This window comes from Vibrio sp. D54 (assembly GCF_021728075.1).
Taxonomy (GTDB): Bacteria; Pseudomonadota; Gammaproteobacteria; order Enterobacterales; family Vibrionaceae; genus Vibrio; species Vibrio alginolyticus.
This window is the reverse complement of sequence record NZ_JAKKCS010000005.1, coordinates 136,301-152,385: the sequence shown is the minus strand read 5'-3', so window position 1 is coordinate 152,385 and position 16,085 is coordinate 136,301. Positions and strand designations below refer to the sequence as shown.

The window sequence follows — 16,085 nt, the reverse complement described above, 5'->3', positions numbered from 1 at the left end:
AATGAAGACAGGAAAATTCGATGATTTACAGTATGACAGCGTATGCACGCAAAGAAGTAAAAGGCGATTGGGGCTCTGCGGTATGGGAAATCCGCAGCGTGAACCAGCGTTATTTAGAAACATACTTCCGCATGCCAGAACAATTTCGCGGGTTAGAGCCCGTTTTACGTGAGCGCTTTCGTAAGCGTTTAGCGCGAGGCAAAGTAGAATGTAATCTGCGTTTTGAAGCAAACCCTGCCGCAAAAGGTGAGCTTAGCATCAATGAAGCGCTTGCTAGCCAGGTAATTAAAGCCGCTGAACAAGTCATGCACATGACTGGTGAACTGAGCCGAATCAATCCATTTCAAGTCATGCAATGGCCGGGGGTAATGGAAACGCCAGAGCAAGACATGGATGCGGTAAATAAAGTGCTACTAGAAGCGTTTGATGGCGCAATGGATGAATTTATTGAAGCGCGCGCTCGTGAAGGCGAGAACATGAAGGCGCTGATTGAGCAACGCCTAGAAGCGATCACATCAGAAGTTGTGAAAGTGCGCGCACGCATGCCAGAAATACTAGAGTGGCAACGTGAGCGTCTGTTCTCTAAATTTGAAGATGCGAAAGTAGAGCTAGACCCATCTCGCGTTGAGCAAGAGCTAATCCTTCTGGCACAGAAATCAGACGTAGCAGAAGAGCTAGACCGTCTTGATTCTCACGTAAAAGAAACAACAAACATCCTGAAGAAAGGTGGCGCAGTCGGTCGTCGTCTAGATTTCATGATGCAAGAGTTCAACCGTGAATCGAACACGCTAGCGTCGAAATCCATCAGCACCGACATCACCGCATCGGGCGTTGAACTGAAAGTTCTAATTGAACAGATGCGTGAGCAGATCCAAAACATTGAATGATCTAAAAGTCATCGAGTATTGAAACAGAAAGCCCCGCTAGTGCGGGGCTTTCTTTTATTCGTCTTTTTCCAAGGTTCTGTTATCAACGTAGGGCCAATAATGGTGTCCAATTCTGATCAGCAAAGTAGCCGCAGCTAAGATAAACGCTGCCAGAGATAACCACACAACCAAAACCGCATCCAACTCTTTCATTCCGAGAGTGATGTAGCGGGCGATCGCCATCATCGCGATGTAGATAGGATAGCGTACCGGAATTTTACCGTTCATCACGAACTGCTGCACCATGGCGAGCACTTCCAGATAGATAAACATCAAAAGAATATCTGTGAGTAAGACACGCTTCTCTACAAATACGTGCACAAACTCTTGCATCATGGCGTACAACGTCGCCAAGGTAATAGAGACTAATAACACCGCCTCCAAAATATGGAAGATTTTCAGGAAAGGTCGACTAAAGGATTTCGGTAAATTCGACGGCATGGTCCATTATCCAAACAAAGAAAATAGGCCTTGAGTTTAGCATGCAACGATCTTCAATCAATCAGAATAAACATCAGTGCAAATCGACTCCAAGTCCTGGCATTTGCTTATAAAAACGCTCCGCTTATTTTTTGGCGGAGCGCTTTTGTGTTATAGGACCTGTGGCATCACTTACGCCACTTGCTGCTTTTTTTCAGCTACGCGCTTTTTCTTCCGATATTTAGGGTGAGTGATCGGAATCGCAGATAGGAGTTTTTTGGTGTATTCGTTTTGCGGGTTTGCATAAATTTCTTTAGCGCTGCCTGCTTCTACCACTTTGCCAAAATACATCACGGCAACTTTGTCAGAAACATGTTTCACCACCGAGAGATCGTGAGAGATAAATATGATCGCCAAGTTCATTTCTTGTTGCAGTTGTAGCAATAGGTTCAAGATTTGCGCCTGTACCGACACATCTAACGCAGATACCGATTCATCACAAATCAGTAATTTAGGCTTCAATGCAATCGCGCGAGCAATACCGATACGCTGCCGTTGTCCGCCTGAAAATTCATGTGGATAACGGTTTACTGCCGTTTCTGGTAATCCCACTTTGATTAAAAGCTCTTTTACCCATTGTTTACGCTCTGTTGGCGTGCCAATTTTATGAATAACAAACGGTTCTTCCAGAATCATACCGATGGTATGACGCTGATTGAGTGACTCCATTGGGTCTTGAAAGACGATTTGCATGTCTTTACGCAGCGAGCGCATCTCTTTCACAGACAATTTTGTGATGTCTTTACCTTCAAAGAAAATCTTACCTTCCGTTGGCTCGTATAACTTTAAGATCGTGCGACCAAGGGTGCTTTTACCACAACCTGACTCACCAACTAGCCCCAGTGTTTCACCTTCAGAAACAGACAGTGAAACTCCGTCTACCGCTTTGATGGTGTAGCCTTTCTTGAACAGCCCTTTACCAGAAACAAAGTGCTGCTTAAGATTTTCAATTCTTAATACTTCTTTTGCCATAACATCCTCTTTTATGACTGGTTCACTTTGCTCAGTTAACTGGCAAACATACTGGCATCAATAGGCTTGATATCGATCATCTGCTTTGGCTCATTATCTAAGCTCGGCATCAGCCCCATCAAACGCTCTGTATATGGGTGCTGTGGGTTATCAAACAACTCAAAAATTTCTGCTTTTTCGACAATACGCCCGCCATACATCACGGCAACATCATCACACACTTCTGCCACAACCCCGAGATCGTGAGTGATGAATATCATCGCCATGCCCGTTTCTTCCTGAAGCTCGTTCATCAGTTCAAGGATAGACGCCTGAACCGTAACATCCAACGCTGTAGTCGGTTCATCACAAATCAGAATATCCGGCTTACAGGCCAATGCCATCGCGATCATGACACGCTGGCGCATACCACCAGATAGGTTATGGGGATACTCATTCAATCGCTTCTCTGGCATTGGAATTTTTACTTTTGCCAGCATTTCAATCGAGTACGCCTCCCGCTCCTTTTTGTCGAACTCAGGTCGATGGAGCTCAAGCACTTCACATATTTGACGACCAATGGTGTGCACTGGGTTGAGCGCCGTCATCGGGTCTTGGAAGATGATCGAAATGCGATCGCCACGCATGGCGTACATCTCTTCCGCAGGCAAATCAACTAGGTTGGTGCCGCGATAATTCACTTCACCTTTGATAATGTTGCCATATGGCTTAGGTAATAGCCCCATGATCGACATTGAGGTTACGCTCTTACCACTACCTGACTCTCCTACCAGACCGAGTGTACGTCCAGCTCTCACATCAAAGTTCACACCATGCAGAACCTTCACTGGCCCATCATCGGTGGTAAATTCAACTTCGAGATCTTTAACACTTAGGATTACATCGTTTTCCATAACCAATCCTTACAGCTTATAAGTGTCATCTACGACAACAACAGGTTCAAAAACTTTGCCTGACTTCATCGCTTGTTTCGTTTCTTTTTTGATATCACTATCAATCCAGTAAGTGCCATCGCCTATGATTGCACCACTGAACAGCGCCTCTGTCATGCGATTCATTGGCTTATCTGGAAACTTTAACCAGCGCCAGTGACCATAGCGGACATAAGGAACCATGTAGCCTGGGACGATAACGTGAGCATCAATGATGTCACGCTGAATCTCATGACCTAGCTGGATCTTTTTATCCATATCCATGCCAAAACGATACTCGATGATCTTTTCATCCAGTTCAGGCGTGCTGTAGTTTGTGAAAGAGTTAGTTTGCGGCTTGTTCGCATTGACTGAATGGAAGTACTCCCAATACGTTGGGATCTCAGACGTACCCATATCTAAGAAAGCCAAATCGTGCTTTTTCTCACGTACGTATTTGAACATGGATGAGCCATCAACTAACTTGAGCTCAATATCCAGCCCTGCTAGCTTGGCTTGCTCACGCAAAAATGCAATACGAGGAGTATGAACAGGTGTTCCGTAGGTCAGCTCGAAGCTTAAGCGCTCACCTTTATCATTAACACGAATACCATCAGAACCAATTTTGTTAAAGCCTGCGGCTTCGAATGCCTCAGCCGCTTTTGCGGGATCAAACTTCGGTGCCTTAGCATCTGGTAGGGTGTATTTACCATGACCATAACCGGTCGGGTTCGGTTTACGGGAGTAGTCGCCACGCATGACATTCTCTATCATGCCATCAAAGTCAATCGCGTAAGTAATGCCCTTGCGAATGTTTAAATCATCCAGCAAAGGCATCGCGGTGTTCATCCATACACCACCAGCCCCAACTGGGAATTGGTTGTAACCCCAGAACTTTTGAATGTATCCCTTTTGGTAAGGTTCCGTATTCGATTTATCATGCCATAAGCTTGGTAAAACAAGACCAAATGCGTCCAGCTTCCCTTTCTCAAAGTGCTTCATCGCGATATCACTGTCGCGAATCACTGTGATGCGGATTTTGTCGACATTATAACGATGTTGATAATACTTATTGCTGTAACCCCACCAGTCTTCACCGACATGTTTGAAGGTAACACTTTTACCTTTTTTAATGTCATCTAGGTAGTATGCACTGGTCGTTGGTTCACTTTTAAAATTGTAGTAGCGGACAAAGTTGTCATGTATACCGTCACCATTTTCATCTTTTGAAGGATTAGCATAAAAATGTGCGGGACGTGGGCGCAGCGCCCCCATTCGTAACAGCAATTCTTCCGGATTGAACTCTTTCGCCGCCTTAACAGCAAACGTATGAGTGTCGTACTTGATAACATCCGCAATCGTTTTGTTGTAGTAATCGTTGTACCAAGGTTCCAAGATGTCTTTGGAACGATAAAATTTCAGCATGAAAACGAAATCGTCGGCAGTCACAGGTTTGCCGTCCGACCATTTGGCTTCAGGGTTGAGTTTGAAATAGACCGTTTTGTTGTCACCTGCTAACGCCCACTCGTTAGCAAGCTCAGGGGTAAACTCTAAAGTATCTGGGTGGCGGACCACCAAGCCTGGTGTTTCATCTAAAATAAAAGAACGTAGCCCTGCATTAGCATCTGGGCCAACACTACGTAACGTCTGCGGGAAACTTGACATAAAGGTGCGATAAGTCCCTCCACGTTTCGCTTCTGGCGAACCATATTGAGGCTCATCCCAGTTTGTTTGCCAGTTTAAGTCAGTCGGAAGCGTTGCTGACATTGCACCAAAACTCAGGGCGCTCAGCGTGGACGCTAAAAATAATTTCTTCATAAAACTTCCCTTTTTTATGTTTTGCTCACAATGCTCGCTTAAACATAGCGTGTGAATTTTTTCGGGTCGAAAGCCGCTCGAATGGCTTCACCAATAAAGGTCACCATTACCAGAACCAGAACAATAGAAGTCACTACTGACGCAACAATCCATGGCGAATCTAAGTTTGACTTACCTTGTTGCAGTAGTTCACCCCAACTTGGCGTTGGTGGCATCAAGCCTAAGCCTAGGTAATCGAGAGCAGTCAGTGCTGTGATGTTAGCTGCAATAGTGAAAGGCGCTAGGGTTACAATCATCACCATCGTATTTGGCAAGATGTGATTAAACAAGATACGTCCGGTCGATGCCCCTAAAGCACGTGCCGCCATTACGTATTCTCGTGCCGCTTCTTTATAGGTCATGGTCCGCATGTACCATGTCATCCCCATCCAAGTGAAAAGCACGTTAATAGCGACAAAGAGAGCAAACGTCGGTTGAACGATTGAAACAAGAATCATAATGACGTACAAAAACGGGACCATTGACCAGATTTCGATAAGTCGCTGTACAAACAAGTCAAATTTACCGCCCCAAAAACCCATAGCACAACCGACTGCAGTACCGATCGCGTAGGAAATGGCCATCGTAAGCAACGCAAATCCCATCGCCGTTCTGAATCCGTAGACGAGTCGCGCCAAAATATCGCGACCTATCACATCTGTACCTAAATAATGCTTATTTTCGGCACTAGGTGCTGTTGGCGGGAAATCACCACTAAAATCTTGTTCGTATGGGTTCCACGGCACAAGCGGCAAAATAACAAAGTTGTCGCCCCCTTCAGCCTCAAACGCTTTTTGCAGTACACGATAATCGGCTTCACTGGATGACTCTTGGCCGAATTCGCTACCTAAACGTACGTCACTGACAACAGGAAAATAGTAGCTACCATCGTACTTGACGACTAGCGCTTTACTGTTGATCAAAAGTTCGGCGAATAGAGAAAGGATCAACATGATAGAAAGAGCAACAAACGACCAATAGCCTCGTTTGATCTCTTTAAAGTGACGAATTTTCTTTTGAGTTAATGGACTAACTTTAATCATGTTACGCTCCAAACTTCACACGTGGGTCGACTAAAGCAACACAAATATCTGAAATGATGTTACCAATGAGCAGTAACAACGCATTAATGGCGACAATACCCATAACAACAGGGTAATCACGCTCCATGATTGATTCGTAACCCAATAAGCCAATGCCATCAATATTGAAGATAACTTCAATCAGGAAGGCACCGGTCATGAAGAACAACAAAGAGTTACCAAAGTGACTCGCGATTGGAATTAAGCTGTTACGCAACGCGTGCTTACGAACTGCTTTTTTGAAAGGTAATCCTTTCGCAATTGCGGTGCGGATGTAATCTGAGGAAAGGTTTTCCATCAGGTTATTTTTCATTGTCATCGTCAGCGTGGCAAAATCACCAATGAGGTAACAGATCAAAGGCAACACCGCATGCCACATAATGTCTTTAGTGCGTTCAAAGAAGGTTTCGTAATCGTCGAAGTCATCGCCGACAAAGCCTCCCATCGGAAACCATTCCAAGTGATAACTAAATAACGTGATCAGCAATACACCCACCACATAACCTGGTAGCGCGTAGCCTACGAAAATGAGTACTGAAGAAGCGGAATCAAACACAGAACCGTGCTTGAGCGCCTTATAGTAACCAAGAGGAATCGAGATAAAATAACTAATAAAGAAGGTCATGCCGCCATAAAACAACGACACTGGCAAACGCTCTGCGATCATGTCCGAGACAGGCTCGTAGTAACGCGTCGACTCGCCAAGATCTAGCATTACCAAACGACTTAACCACTCGACGTACGCTTCCGTTACAGGTTTATCCAGGCCATAAAACGCATTCAGCTCCGCGATTTGATCGTCAGAAAGGGCCGTATTACCACCCGCAGACGTCATTGATGCGGCGCCGTCCCCCTGGGACTGCATTTGTGACAACATGCGTTCAACAGGTCCGCCAGGCACGAAACGAGTGATAGCAAAGATGAGAATAGTTATCCCGAGAAACGTTGGGATAACCAACGCCAAACGGCGTAAAAAGTACGACAGCATATACAACTTGCTCCTTGTCTACTGTCCAGTTCAAACGGAGTGAAAGAGGATATTTTCCGCCCAAAATGGTGCATATTTATCTCGTAGTAACTAAAACTGTTGAAGCACACTCCCTGCGCCTCAAGAGCTAGACTTTTCTACTACTGCAATAATTTCAGCGTCATATTTATCTTGAATCCACATCAGCTTCAAGTGTTTGAAACCAAAACATGACAAACTTCCTTCGATGTCGAAAAACAGAAATGTTTTTGTAAAAAATTATAAAAAACCACAAAAATAATTCATACAGAATATCAATCTAGGCTGTTTAGAGCCAAAACCCTACATAAAAATGCACCCTACACACATAAATAGACACATAATCCAAGGTTATATTTGACCTAAAAATACGAGTGAGCCCTTTAACCGCAATGGGTATCTTATTTTGATACCACCTAATAAGTTCGAGCTAACAAAGTATGGATTCGATATAAAACTCATCTCAGAACAATTCACTGGAAAAATATCTTTTTCCAGATTCAATTACCCACTAAAAAACCATAGGCAAGATAAGTCATTAAAGTTTATAAGAAACACAAAATACGGTGTTTTATTGAAATTTAATATCGATTCATAAACTTTATTCGGTTTTTTATTCCGCCTTTTTAACAAAGCCCAGTTATTCACATCTTTTTTACATTTAAGCATCCCCGTTTACCACTGGTTTGACTTCCTTTTTTCATCTCGGTTATACATTGGCCGAACGTTAACGAAATATTAACGTCACATTTGGCCGCTATGCGGCCAGACATAGGAAATAATAATAATCGGAGCAACAAGGATGTATAAAAACACAACCGCTTTATCTGTTGCGATAAGCCTTGCTTTGGGGACAGCAGCAGTTGCAGCCCCAGCAACAGCACTGGCAGAAGAGCAACAAGTTGAAAAACTTCAAAAGATGAAGGTTACTGGTTCGCGCCTAACGCGCGCATCTATGGAAGGAAGCACACCAGTAGCTGTAATTGGCAGAGCCGAGATTGAACGTGCCGGTGATGTGTCTATTGCAGATGTATTACGCAAGTCCTCTTTCAACTCATTCGGTTCACACAGCGAGCGTTCAGGTAGCTCAGCACAAAGCCAAGCGACCATCTCTCTAAGAGGTCTAGGTTCTGAGCGTACTCTCGTTCTAATTAACGGTAAACGTCTTCCTGGCTCTGCAGCTATGGGTGGTGGTGCCGCAAATATTAACGTAATCCCATCAGCAATAGTAGAACGTGTAGAAGTCATGGCAGACGGTGGCTCTGCAGTATACGGCTCTGATGCAGTTGCTGGTGTTGTAAATATTATTCTGAAAGAAGAGTTTGACGGCATTAATGTAACCGTTGGTTCTGGTATCCCAAGCCAAGAAGGTGGTGATGAGAAAAACGTTGCCCTAGTCATGGGCACTAGTGGAGAAAAAGGAAACATCATGTTCTCATTTGAACATGACAGTAAAGATGAAATTTATCAACGCGATCGTGATTACCTCAGCTCAACAAACACCGATTCCGCAAACTACTTCGACATGTCTGGCGTTAGTATCTACGGTCGTAACGTCTACCATGATGGTCAGTTAAAAGCACTAAACGGCTATAATACTGACGCATCATGTGACCCATCTAAAGGGTTTGTTGGTCTAACAAACTACCCTGGTCTTGGGGATATCTGCGGTTATGACTACACGTCAGAAGCTGCTCAAACAGCTTCTCTAGAACGAAATACTGTATTCGTAAACGGTAATATTTTCGTAACTGAAGATACTACCTTCAATGCTCAAATGCTTTTAAACCGTAACGAAAGTTTCAGTCGTTTCGCTCCAGCAGCAGGCATCTTCTCTGTAGATCCGAATACAGATGGCGGCGCAGATTTCTTTGCGGAGAATGGCTTAGATCCAACGGCAGGCCCAGCATCTGTATACTACCGTTTCAACAATGTAGGAACGCGTGACAACAACGTTAAAGACTTCCAAGCAGATTTCAAAGCAGGTCTAGATGGCACACTTTACACAGACACTTTGGGTGATGTTATTTGGGAAACGGGATATCACCTAAACTTCTCTAACAGTTCAGAATTAGGTACTGGCTACGTATTTGGTTCAGCAGCATCACAACTGGTTGAGTCTGGTCAGTTTGCAAACGGTGAGTTTAGTTCAGACGCGACAAGCCTGCTTTCTGCAGGTACAAGCCGAGAAACTCAAATGGAAATGCATCAGTTCTTTGGTGGCCTTCAATTTGATGTAGCGGAAGTTGGTGATGTGCTAATTCCTCTCTATGTCGGTGCAGAATTTACTACCTACGATTACTTCGATAAATATGACCCTCAAAGTGAGGCAGGTAACATTATTGGTAGTGCAGGTAACTCTGCTGGTGGAGATCGTGAAACATACGCTCTTTATGCTGAATCTTTGATCGCGTTTACTGACGAGCTGGAAATGAACCTAGCGGCTCGTTACGACCACTACAGCGACTTCGGGCACGAAGTATCACCAAAAGTATCTTTCCGTTACCAACCACTCGATAACTTGATGTTCCGCGCAGGCGCTGGCCTTGGCTTCCGAGCTCCGACACTATCAGATCTTTATGCTGCAGACAGCTACTCTTCAGACTTTGCGAAAGATTACACCTACTGTGCGCAAAATGGCATTTCATATGCAGATTGTCCAGAAACACAATACGATGTGACTCGAACATCAAATGAAGATCTTGATGCAGAAAAATCTGTATCATTTAACTTTGGTGTAAGTTTCTCACCAATAGAAGATCTAGATGTAACAATGGATTATTACAACATTAGCATTGATGATGTAATTACTCTAAATACGCTACAAAGCATGATTGACGAAGAGCGTAGCTCTGGCAATAAAAACCCAAATATTGTTCGTGATGCTAATGATCGGATTATCGAAGCGACAGCAGGCCTTCAGAACCTTGGAACGCTTGATACATCGGGCATAGACTTGAAATTGGGATATCGCTATGACTTTAATTATGCAACTGTTAGATACGATTTCATGGGAAGCTACGTTTTAGACTTTAGCCAGCCTGAATATGTAGGTGGCCCTGTTAACAACCAAGTAGGTCGTAACGGCATGCCTGAGTACCGCTTCAATACAGGTGTTGGCTTGAGCTTCCTAGAAGATCATGACATCTATCTATCTGCAGACCACATTGCAGATCAGGCACAAGATGTTGACGATGACTACAAAAAAATCGGCCATATATCTTCACAAACCACATGGAACATTGCATATAACTACTTAGCCCCATGGGATGCTAAGTTTACTGCAGGTGTGCGTAACCTAACAGACGAAGACCCTGCTTTTGAAGCTGATGGTGTGACTTACGATGAAGAGTTATACAGCATTCAAGGCCGCGTTTACTTCTTGAAATACTCTCAAAACTTTTAATCAAAACCTTTGGCGCAGGTATCTTTCCTGCGCCCTATTCGACTGACTTTATACACTAACAAGGATGCTACTATGACGTTAAAGGAATTTGGCGTAAGTGCAGTAACTGCCGCGATTCTCACGGTAAGTGGAGCAGCGGCGGCTGCTGACTCTGGAACCGTCGTCGCCAACCAAGCAAAAGCAACGAAGTCTTCACAGGCTTCGCAACAAAAAATCGACAACTATGCCGAAAGCACCGAAGGCATGTTGGCAGAATACAAAGGCTTACTTCGTCAAATCGACAGTATGAAAGTCTACAACGAGCAAATTAACCGTATGGTTCAATCGCAGCAAGGCGAATTGGACTCATTAAATAACCAAATTGCTCAAATCGATCAAACGGCAACAGAAGTGGTGCCACTTACATTAAAAATGATCGATGCACTCGACGAGTTTGTGACTCTCGATCTGCCTTTCCAGAAAAAAGAGCGTAATAAGCGAGTTCAAGAACTGCGTCGTCTCATGGATCGCGCCGACGTAACAACTTCAGAGAAATTCCGTAAAGTGATGGAAGCGTACCAAATTGAAGAAGGCTTCTCTCGCTCAATCGAATCTTACAAAGCTAGCCTAGACCGAAATGGTGAAACCGTGACTTACGATTTCCTACGTATTGGTCGCACAGCACTTCTATTCCAATCTCCAGACGGTGGTGAGACAGGTATGTGGAACCAACAAACACGTCAATGGGAAACATTACCAGAAAGCTACCGCATCGCGGTACAGCAAGGCCTTCGTATCGCGAAGAAGCAAGCGCCACCAGCGCTAATCAAACTGCCTGTATTTGCTGGGGAGGAATAAGAGATGAAAGGATTCAAAACTCTAGCCGCTGGTCTACTAGCGAGCTTATTTATGGCTTCAGGCGTACAAGCAGAAACGCCTAAAAACCTATCTGAACTACTCAAAAACGTAAAATCAGAAAGCATCGTTGAGTCAAAAGAGAACAAAGCCCGTGAAGCTGAGTTCAAGAACAATCGCGATAAGCAAGCGGCATTATTGCAACAGGCTCGTGAAGAGCTAGCTGCGCAGCAAGCACTGGGCGATCAACTTAAAGCGACATTTGATGAAAACGATAAGCAGCTGACTGAACTAACAGAAACCTTACGTGTTCGCTCTGGTACTTTGGGCGAAATGTTTGGTGTGGTCCGCCAATATGCGGGCGAGTTTAAGGGTTTATTTGCTGCCTCTCAAAACGCTGTTCAGTTCCCAGAGCGTGACGCTCTACTAACGAAACTGGCTGAAAGCAAAGAACTGCCATCAACACAAGAGCTAGAAGCATTCTGGCATACCATTCTTCAACAAGTGGTTGCCTCAGGCGAGACAGCAACAACCCAAGCAACGGTTGTTTATGGCGAAGGTAAAGAAGCGGTTCGCGATGTTACTCTTGTCGGTGAATTTAACGCGATTGCCGATGGTAAGTACGTTACTTATGTACCTCAAACAGGTAAGTTCGAAGAACTCTCTCGACAGCCTCGCACCAATATTACACGTCATGTTGCGGGCTTTGAGTCAGCGTCAAACAGCTATGAGCCACTGTTTATTGACCCATCCCGTGGTGTAATTCTGTCTCTACTTGTACAAAGCCCTACCGTTCAAGAACGTATTGATCAAGGTGGCATTGTAGGTTACGTCATCCTTGGTATGGGTGCAGTTGGCGCTATCATTGCTCTAGTTTGCTTCCTACGCCTTCAAGTGATTGGCGGTAAAATGCGTAAGCAAGCGAAATCAGAAACCGTGATTCCTGGTAACCCTCTGGGTGAAGTTATCCAAGCTTACCAAGAACACAAAGGTGACAACCTTGAAGATCTTGAAGCGAAACTGGACGAAATCATCCTACGTAACGCACCGAGCATTGAACGCTTTATCAGCTCAATCAAACTGTTCGCTTCTGTAGCACCACTTCTAGGTCTACTGGGTACGGTTATGGGTATGATCGGTACGTTCCAAGCAATCACACTATTTGGTACAGGTGATCCTAAGCTAATGGCTGGCGGTATCTCTGAAGCACTTGTTACTACGATGCTAGGTCTGGTTGTCGCAATTCCATTGCTGTTCCTTTACACCATCGTACACAGTAAAGGTCGTCGTTTGGTTCAAACTCTTGAAGAACAGAGTGCAGGCTTCATCGCTCGCTATCAGGAAAAACTACATAAAGCCGAAAGCTAAGGAGGCGTTATGTGGTGGTTAGTTGGAGAACTTGAATCAATTAGGCGCTTCTTGGGAATGGGTGGCGATGTACTCGTCGCCATCTTCATCCTCAGCTTTATGCTTTGGGCAGTATTGTTAGAACGTTGGTTCTATTTTGCTGCCGTCGCTCCAAAAGCCATGAAAAAAGCCGTTGGCTCATGGCAGGGGCGATCAGAGCACCAGAGCTGGAACGCTAAGATGATCCGACAAGAAATTGTTTCTCGTCAGGACATTGAGAATAAAAAGGGCCTGCCAATCGTGAAAGTATTGATTGCGCTTTGTCCCTTACTGGGTTTGCTCGGCACCGTTGTTGGCATGATCCAAGTATTCGACATCTTAGCGGTAACAGGAACAGGAAGCCCTCGAGCAATGGCCTCGGGGATCTCAAAGGCAACAATCCCAACTTTAGCCGGGATGGTGGCTTCTCTATCAGGACTGTTCTTTAGTTCACGTCTTGATCATTTAGCCAAAGTCACAACGCAAAAGCTGGAAGATAAGCTAAAGCATATTGCCTGAGTAAATGGAATTAGAGGTATAGGTCATGAAAAGACGCTATAGCAGTGATAGCAGTGATGAAACCGCTATCGATATGACACCGATGCTCGACATCGTATTCATCATGTTGATCTTCTTTATCGTAACAACATCGTTCGTAAAAGAAGCTGGTCTAGAAGTAAACCGCCCGACGGCAAGCTCTGCGCAAACCGTGAAAAAAGGTAACATCATGGTCGCAGTTGGTGCGGCGGGTGATGTTTGGGTTGATAAACGTCGCATCGAAGTGGACGCGGTTCGCGCGAATATTGAACGTCTTCGTGCAGAAAGCCCTGATGGCGCAGTTGTTATCCAAGCCGACACAGAAGCAAATGCTGGCGTAGTCGTGAAGGTTATGGACCAGATCAAAATGGCAGGTGTAGAAAGCATCTCCATTGCCGCAACCAATAAGGATTAAGCTTATGCGGTATCTGGCCTCAATTGCACTGGCGCTCATTGTCTCCCTCGGGTTGTTCTGGGGGATGGACAAGCTAGTAAACAAAGAGCGCCACGAGTTAGTGTCGAATGATGACCTGCGTATGGTCGAGTTTATTCGCATTAAACCAGACGAAAAAATACAGGAGAAAAAACGCGAACTTCCAAAGCCACCACCGCCTAAGCGTCCGCCACCACCGCCAGAAATGAAGGTAACGGCAACGGTAAAACCGGTGATGGATCAAATCCCAATGGACATGCCAAAACTTGATCTTCCAGTTAACGTAACCGGTGGTTCAGTGCTTGGACACTACACCCAAGGTGGTGGTGCTAAGTTGGCAGGTAGCGGAGGCCCAGTTCCTCTTGCGACATTCCAGCCTCAAATGCCTCGTAAAGCAGCGAGATCGGGATTAGAAAAAGGTATCGTACTCGTAGAGTTTACGGTTAACGAACGTGGTGGCGTACAAGACGTCAAAGTCTTAAAAGAATCTCCACGTAAGTTGGGCTTGGGTAAAGCGGCGAAGAAAACTGTATCAAAGTGGACTTTCAAACCAAAAATGGTTGATGGCCAAGCGGTTAGCTCTCGTCTTTCTCAGGAAATCGAGTTCTCTACGAACTAAGGAGTCGCAATATGAAAGCATATACTAAGTTGTTGGCTTCTCTGGTGTTTATCTCAGGCGCATATGGCGCGCCTGCTTTTGCCAATACTCCTGAGTTGTCTGACAGAACATTCCGAACCGTGAACAAAGTTCAGGAACTGATTGCAACTGAGAAATACTCGGATGCTATCTCTAAACTGAACTCTGCCTTGGGAAGTACCAAGAAAAAGAAATACGACCGTGCCGTATTACTACAACAGATGGGCTTTCTGTATTCTTTAAAGGACGATTACCCAAAAGCAGCGAAATACTTTACTGAAGCACTCAAGTTAGATGCTTTGCCAGTACCCGTAGCTCAACAGGTTCGTTATAGCCTTGCACAACTTTATCTAGCAGAAGGCAAATTTAAGAAATCCGTTAATACAATGAACGAGTGGTTCAAGATTGCTGAAACAACAGAGGAAAAACCTCAAGCACATGCTTATATCACATTGGCAAGTGCTTACATTCAACTAGAAGATTATCGCAACGCAATTCCGCCAACCAAAAAGGCAATTGCAATGACAAAGAACCCTAGTGAATCTTGGTATCAACTGTTGATGTCTGCTCACTATGAATTAAAGCAATTCAAAAATGTTGCTGGCGTGCTAAAAATCTTAACCACTAAGTACCCGAAAAATAAGCGTTACTGGACTCAATTGTCTGGCATTTACATGGAACTCAAGCAAGAGCGTAATGCCCTTTCGACCTTAGAAATGGCCCATAAAATGGGTCTTTTAGAGGGAGAGAAAGAGTATCTACGTTTAGTAAACTTCCAAGCTTATCAAGGTGTACCTTTCCGTGCGGCTAAAATAATGCAAACGTCGATGGAAGAAGGTCATGTTGAGCGCAATGCTGAAAACTTAGAAAAGCTAGCATCTTTCTGGCAACAAGCTCAAGAGCTGGATAAGTCGATTGAAACCTATGTAGCGGCTTACCAATTAGCACCAAAAGCCAAAACGCAGATCAAGATTGCTCGTTTGATGATCTTGGATAAGCAGTACTCTGCAGCAGCCAAGTTTGCGAAGAATGCAGCTGCTGACGCCAAACGTGATGATAAAGGTGAACTGAACTACATTCGAGGGATGGCTTATTTTGAGCTCAACCAGCCAAGTAATGCCCTTAAAGCAATGAAGAGTGCTGCTCAATCACCTGATATGAAAGCGGTAGCTGACCCTTGGATAAACTTCTTAGAGTCACAAGGCTAGTCGCTGAAAAGTAGCAACGTGCAACGGTAAAGTTGTTCCGAAGATTAAGTGTGAGTCAGTCGCACGCCTGGGGAAGTGAAAGCTTCCCCTTTTTTCCGTTTTATCTTTATTAACCCCTATTTTTAACCAGAGTCACTCACGCAAGCCAAATCGGGACTCTAAACCTAAAATCAGCACACTAAACGGTTGTAGAAATGGTTTTAATAACAGAGTGCGCGGATGGTAAGTCCTGTATCACGCTCCTTCTTCGCTGTTTAGGAACACTCTGGCGTAAGTAACTATTTCATCAGAGACGATCACAGACAGAAAGATCAACTGGTAACAAAATAGAGATCATGATACTCTTCGCCTCCATTTTTCTGGCGGGATTATCACCAATATCCACCCCTTTGGTGGTTGATTTCTCAATG

At 44.6% G+C, this 16,085-nt stretch carries 14 protein-coding genes; 8 read left to right on the top strand and 6 right to left on the bottom strand.

Annotation, left to right across the window (positions count from 1 at the left end):
- The first annotated feature begins 20 nt into the window (after positions 1-20).
- On the top strand, positions 21-887 hold the full coding sequence (locus L3V37_RS09120; RefSeq protein WP_005384776.1) for a YicC/YloC family endoribonuclease: 867 nt from the start codon (positions 21-23) through the stop codon (positions 885-887).
- Positions 888-941: 54 nt separating this feature from the next.
- On the opposite strand, the gene L3V37_RS09115 is transcribed toward L3V37_RS09120, so the two are convergent.
- The 6 genes from L3V37_RS09115 to L3V37_RS09090 form a co-directional block, all read right to left on the bottom strand.
- Positions 942-1,367 carry a phosphate-starvation-inducible protein PsiE gene (locus L3V37_RS09115; protein WP_047103769.1) on the bottom strand — a complete coding sequence of 142 codons (426 nt, stop codon included), beginning with the start codon at positions 1,365-1,367 and terminating at the stop codon, positions 942-944.
- A 171-nt stretch (positions 1,368-1,538) separates the two neighbouring features.
- Positions 1,539-2,378: an ABC transporter ATP-binding protein gene (locus L3V37_RS09110; protein WP_005379372.1), complete on the bottom strand. Its 840-nt coding sequence runs from the start codon at positions 2,376-2,378 to the stop codon at positions 1,539-1,541.
- Positions 2,379-2,413: 35 nt separating this feature from the next.
- Positions 2,414-3,271: an ABC transporter ATP-binding protein gene (locus L3V37_RS09105; protein WP_237306193.1), complete on the bottom strand. Its 858-nt coding sequence runs from the start codon at positions 3,269-3,271 to the stop codon at positions 2,414-2,416.
- Between the two features lie 9 nt (positions 3,272-3,280).
- On the bottom strand, positions 3,281-5,107 hold the full coding sequence (locus L3V37_RS09100) for an extracellular solute-binding protein (protein ID WP_237306192.1): 1,827 nt from the start codon (positions 5,105-5,107) through the stop codon (positions 3,281-3,283).
- Between the two features lie 38 nt (positions 5,108-5,145).
- A complete protein-coding gene (locus L3V37_RS09095) occupies positions 5,146-6,189 on the bottom strand; it encodes an ABC transporter permease (RefSeq protein ID WP_005379369.1) in 1,044 nt (347 codons plus the stop codon).
- A gap of 1 nt (position 6,190) precedes the next feature.
- The gene (locus L3V37_RS09090) at positions 6,191-7,216 is read right to left on the bottom strand and encodes an ABC transporter permease subunit (protein WP_005379368.1); all 1,026 of its coding nucleotides are present in this window, start codon (positions 7,214-7,216) and stop codon (positions 6,191-6,193) included.
- Between the two features lie 820 nt (positions 7,217-8,036).
- Here L3V37_RS09090 and L3V37_RS09085 point away from each other — a divergent pair.
- The 7 genes from L3V37_RS09085 to L3V37_RS09055 all read left to right on the top strand — a co-directional run bounded on the left by L3V37_RS09085 (position 8,037) and on the right by L3V37_RS09055 (position 15,675).
- Positions 8,037-10,640 carry a TonB-dependent siderophore receptor gene (locus tag L3V37_RS09085; protein ID WP_237306191.1) on the top strand — a complete coding sequence of 868 codons (2,604 nt, stop codon included), beginning with the start codon at positions 8,037-8,039 and terminating at the stop codon, positions 10,638-10,640.
- A gap of 72 nt (positions 10,641-10,712) precedes the next feature.
- Positions 10,713-11,477, top strand: a complete 765-nt coding sequence (locus tag L3V37_RS09080; protein ID WP_237306190.1) for a DUF3450 domain-containing protein — start codon at positions 10,713-10,715, stop codon at positions 11,475-11,477.
- Between the two features lie 3 nt (positions 11,478-11,480).
- Positions 11,481-12,842, top strand: a complete 1,362-nt coding sequence (locus L3V37_RS09075) for a MotA/TolQ/ExbB proton channel family protein (RefSeq protein WP_054574186.1) — start codon at positions 11,481-11,483, stop codon at positions 12,840-12,842.
- A gap of 9 nt (positions 12,843-12,851) precedes the next feature.
- Positions 12,852-13,379, top strand: coding sequence for a MotA/TolQ/ExbB proton channel family protein (locus tag L3V37_RS09070; RefSeq protein WP_005379363.1), 528 nt, complete (start codon positions 12,852-12,854; stop codon positions 13,377-13,379).
- Between the two features lie 25 nt (positions 13,380-13,404).
- Positions 13,405-13,812: a biopolymer transporter ExbD gene (locus tag L3V37_RS09065; protein WP_005379359.1), complete on the top strand. Its 408-nt coding sequence runs from the start codon at positions 13,405-13,407 to the stop codon at positions 13,810-13,812.
- Positions 13,813-13,816: 4 nt separating this feature from the next.
- The gene (locus tag L3V37_RS09060) at positions 13,817-14,449 is read left to right on the top strand and encodes an energy transducer TonB (RefSeq protein ID WP_005394943.1); all 633 of its coding nucleotides are present in this window, start codon (positions 13,817-13,819) and stop codon (positions 14,447-14,449) included.
- A gap of 11 nt (positions 14,450-14,460) precedes the next feature.
- Positions 14,461-15,675, top strand: coding sequence for a lipopolysaccharide assembly protein LapB (locus L3V37_RS09055; RefSeq protein WP_237306189.1), 1,215 nt, complete (start codon positions 14,461-14,463; stop codon positions 15,673-15,675).
- The last annotated feature ends 410 nt before the right edge of the window (positions 15,676-16,085 follow it).